Origin of the sequence: Zoogloea sp., assembly GCF_017302315.1 — a bacterium.
In the GTDB taxonomy this organism is placed as follows: Bacteria; Pseudomonadota; Gammaproteobacteria; order Burkholderiales; family Rhodocyclaceae; genus Zoogloea.
The window spans coordinates 1-3,665 of the sequence record NZ_JAFLDT010000154.1 but is presented as its reverse complement, the minus strand read 5'-3'; the positions used below and the strand labels follow the sequence as shown (position 1 = coordinate 3,665).

6 protein-coding genes and 1 pseudogene are annotated in these 3,665 nt (G+C 66.8%); 5 read left to right on the top strand and 2 right to left on the bottom strand.

The features are described 5' to 3' along the window. Nucleotides 1–180 (bottom strand): annotated as a pseudogene (locus J0L98_RS21370) (hypothetical protein); the annotation flags it as partial. 535 nt (nucleotides 181–715) lie between these two features. Here J0L98_RS21370 and J0L98_RS21365 point away from each other — a divergent pair. The 4 genes from J0L98_RS21365 to J0L98_RS21350 all read left to right on the top strand — a co-directional run bounded on the left by J0L98_RS21365 (nucleotide 716) and on the right by J0L98_RS21350 (nucleotide 2,406). After that, nucleotides 716–1,081, top strand: coding sequence for a hypothetical protein (locus J0L98_RS21365; protein ID WP_296414250.1), 366 nt, complete (start codon nucleotides 716–718; stop codon nucleotides 1,079–1,081). Between the two features lie 142 nt (nucleotides 1,082–1,223). After that, entirely contained in the window at nucleotides 1,224–1,679 is a 456-nt protein-coding gene (locus J0L98_RS21360) for a hypothetical protein (RefSeq protein WP_296414248.1), read from the top strand. 4 nt (nucleotides 1,680–1,683) lie between these two features. Continuing rightward, nucleotides 1,684–1,926, top strand: coding sequence for a hypothetical protein (locus tag J0L98_RS21355; RefSeq protein WP_296414247.1), 243 nt, complete (start codon nucleotides 1,684–1,686; stop codon nucleotides 1,924–1,926). Nucleotides 1,927–2,067: 141 nt separating this feature from the next. Next, a complete protein-coding gene (locus tag J0L98_RS21350; RefSeq protein WP_296414246.1) occupies nucleotides 2,068–2,406 on the top strand; it encodes a GNAT family N-acetyltransferase in 339 nt (112 codons plus the stop codon). A gap of 366 nt (nucleotides 2,407–2,772) precedes the next feature. Here the strand turns inward: J0L98_RS21350 and J0L98_RS21345 are convergent, their stop codons facing one another. Continuing rightward, the gene (locus J0L98_RS21345) at nucleotides 2,773–3,246 is read right to left on the bottom strand and encodes a hypothetical protein (RefSeq protein WP_296414244.1); all 474 of its coding nucleotides are present in this window, start codon (nucleotides 3,244–3,246) and stop codon (nucleotides 2,773–2,775) included. 28 nt (nucleotides 3,247–3,274) lie between these two features. Here J0L98_RS21345 and J0L98_RS21340 point away from each other — a divergent pair. Further along, nucleotides 3,275–3,665 (top strand): carbohydrate porin (locus J0L98_RS21340; protein ID WP_296414242.1); only part of this gene is annotated, 391 nt, incomplete at its 3' end.

The window sequence follows — 3,665 nt, the reverse complement described above, 5'->3', positions numbered from 1 at the left end:
GGCCGGGCCCATGCCGCCGCTGCGCTGCTCGCCGTGGCAGGTGGCGCAGTGCTGCTGGTACAGCGCACGGGTATCCGATGACGATTGGCCCTGGGCCGGGCCCATCGCCAGCAGCGCCACGCCGACCAGGCCGCACCGGGCCAGGCGGCGCAGAGGCTTCCACAGGTTCACCAGGCTCATGCGGCTGACGATAGGCAGCCGACCCCTGCGCCGCCTTGATCCGGTTCAGGTTCTTGGTCGATCGCGCCGAGGACTGGCGCTGTCCGTCGGCCTGCTGGCCAACGGCGGCAACAAGACCCCGCTGGCCCAGGCCCGCGCCGCACTGCAGCAAGCTGCAGCGCCGCGCGAGACCGCGCACACCCCCATGCCAAGGGGGCTGTACGCCAGCGGTGCAGCCACCACAATCGGCCCAAACAGCGGCCCTGGGCGATCCCATCCCCATGGAGCCGCCACACAGGCCCCTGCGGCCAGGGACGGCTCGATGGTTCGGTTCAACACGGTTTATCTGCCTCGGCTGCCCGAGGGGCCCGTTGCCGGCCGACCGGCCCGGCAGACAGACCTTGTCTGTTGAGACCTCATGAAAGCCCTCGGCTTCCCCCGTCCATTCGCGTGCTTCCGCTGTCGGAAGTGCTGGCCGACTCGGACACCCAACGGCAAGGCGCCGTCTCCTTCGCGTTGAATGTGGCTTCGCCAAGTCGAATCCACGGGAGCTCGTGTGCGAACCAGGCAAGTCCTTCTGTTGCTCGCAGTGGCGTTTGCCATCGCGGGTCTGGTGGCAGGCTGCCTTGATGGGGACTCTCGTGCACACGGGTTCCTCGACCACGTCCTCGGCGTGGCCCTGGTCGCAGGCATCTACGTCTGGTGTCGCGCCGACATGCTGCGCCAGTCTCCGCCGCGCATGGGCCGGTGGGCGCTCTGGTCAGCTGTGTTTGCGCCTGTCGTGCTGCCGATCTATCTCTTCCGGACCCGGCCGCCAGCCGTGGCCATCAAGTCGGTCGCCAAGGGCATGGCTGTCTATGTCGGCCTCACGCTTGTGCTTGTCGTTGCAGCGCTCGGGTCCTCACTGTTCTGTGGTGCCTGACCCTGTGCAGGCGGGCATGAGTGAAAGACGCTCAGCCGCTGAGTCCGCGGCTCATCCGCCCCGAATGCAGCCTGTCGCAAACCAGCGCTTTGGCCGTCGCCACGGCCAGAATGCGGGGATCCCCTTCGAATGAGGAGCACGCGTGCCCAGCATCGACATCTCGAAACCAGCCATGGGGCCAGGCGGCAGACTCGTGCTGCTGCAAAGAGCCGTCATCTTCGCGCTGGCCGGCCTGCTTGTGTCGTACCACACCTACACGCTCTTCGAGCTGTACCTAGGCTCAAGCACAGACCTCTACGGAGGCCAGGGCGCGAACGGACACCCCTGGTACATCCACACGCAGTCGGTTCTTCGCCTCCTGATCGTCGTCAGCCTGGTCCTTGTCGTCATGAACAGACGCCCTGCCTTGTATGGCATGTGGGCTGCCATCGGCGCATTGGTCGCGACGCACTACTGGGCGCACTTCTTCGATCTTCCGTTCCCTTTCCTGGAGGGGCGGCATCCGCTTTCCTACCTGAAGGGCTTCATCATTCCTGCGGTGATCACGCTGTTGTTCCGGTCGACAAACGCCCACCGACCCGTCCAAGGTGCCGCCTGACCTGATGGACCTGCCTGACATCTTCCCCGAGCGCCTGACCTCGGATCGTCTGCTCATCCGTCCGGCAGCTCCCGGCGATGGCGAGCAGTTCTACGCGGCGATCATCGAGTCTCAAGAAGAACTGTCGCCATGGTTGGCCTGGACGTTTCCGCCGCCGTCCGTGGCCTATGGCGACGCTGAACAAGTCCCTCGCGGCGTGCGCATCCCTGCTTCGGGCGGTCTGCGGCGTTGCACATCCTCGCCATAGCCTCGGCTATGGCTGTGGTGTGCGCCTGGCAGCCCATCCCGAATCAGGGCGCGCCCATCCGCGGCGACTTGTTCAGCGTCGCCCTACTGCGACATGGAGTGCAGGAAGGCGCACGGTTGCTACCTGTTGGGTGAGGACCTCATGGCCTTCTTCTTCGAGCGGGGCTCAGGGCGCCTGGTGGGCGGCGGCGGTCTGCACAAGGCCGACTGGACACTCAGAAAGTTCGAGATCGACTACTGGTGCCGATCCGGGTGCGGCGGGCAAGGCCTGATCACGGAAGCAGTTCGAACGCTGGCAGATCACGCCATGACCGTGCTGCGAGCACATCGCCTGGAGCTCACGGTCGATGATGAGAATCGGAAAAGCTGGCAACTGGCGGAGCGTGCCGGGTTCTCGCTGGAGGGGCTGCACCGCCATGCCGGCTTCACGCCACAGGGCAAGCTGCGCAACCTCCGCGTCTACGCCAAGACCTCGGCCTGACCCTGCAGGTCGCGCCTGTCCGGGCGCTGCAAGGCCTCGGTGGGGTCCTGGCGGACATGTCCATGTCTGACGCGCTGCAACAGGGGCCTGTTGGGGGCAGGGCGGGCCAGCTGGTGCAAGGGATTCGAGGGTCTGCGCCGCAGGCGCGCCGTCGCTTTCCTGCATCCCAGCTCGCCCATGCCATGCGCGAGGCGCAACCGCCAGCCCTGGCCGACCACCCCGAAGACCCGCAGCCCGGCACGAGGCGCAGCCGCACCCACAACGCACGGGCGTTCGAACTTCGCTTCAGGCGCTCGGGCCTGTACGGCGTGGACCTCACGCGCAGCGACGGCACCGACAGATTGCGCCGTCGCTGCGCCGACCAGCTCAGCGGGTGCCGAACTCGATCAGGGGCAGGGCGGCGTCGATGATGTGCGGGCCTGACGGCGTGTTGAAGAAGTCGGTGCCCAGGATGGTGATGGACGGCACGGCCGTGATGGGATAGGTGGTCTCGTTGTCCAGGCGGCGTCCCATGCGCTGTGCGGCCGTGGACGGCCCGATCACCTTGCGGTGGATCTCGTAGCAGTTGCCGGGCAACAGCACCCAACTGCCGGGCAGGATGTGGTACTGCAGGCCGGGCGAGAAGAAGGCGCCGGGCACCGTGGTCGACGCGCCCGGGATCGGAACGGGCACGCCCGAGTTGCAGTTGAAGAGCTGGAACTTGTAGGTGGTCGGCGCGGGCGACGGCGCCTCGTAGCCGATGCTGCACAGCTTCTTGGCCTGAGGCACGGTGAACCGGTAAGCGTGGACGCGCTTGCCGGTGCCGATGGCGTCGTCCCACGGGTGGGTGGACGCTTGCACGGGATAGGTCTGCGCAGGCGGGCCGGGCGTGAAGCAGGGCAGGTCGGCCCAGCTGCTGCTGTGCCAGGCCAGGACGGTGACCGTCGACGCGCTGCGCAATCGCGGCGGCCAGCGCAACGGCGGCGGCGCCATGACCAACATCGACCTGCGCGCCACCGCCGATCTCGAAAAACTGGCCGGCTGGACCGGCGCGACTGCCTACGTGAACGTCCTCTACAGCGGCGGCAGCCGGGTCAATGGCAACTACACCGGCAGCCTGATGGGGGTCAGCAACATCGAGGTTGCGGCGCCGACCGCCCGCCTGTTCCAGGCGTGGATCCAGCAGAATTTCTTCAACGACCAGTTCTCGGTGCTGGCGGGCATTTACCCGATCGATTCCGAGTTCTCCGTCATCGAGTCGGCCAGCATCCTGATTCACC

Bases quoted from the DNA above. Each gene is read 5' to 3' on its own strand.
- J0L98_RS21355 (WP_296414247.1), top strand. From the start codon at position 1,684: ATGGACCTGCCTGACATCTTCCCCGAGCGCCTGACCTCGGATCGTCTG.
- J0L98_RS21350 (WP_296414246.1), top strand. From the start codon at position 2,068: ATGGCCTTCTTCTTCGAGCGGGGCTCAGGGCGCCTGGTGGGCGGCGGC.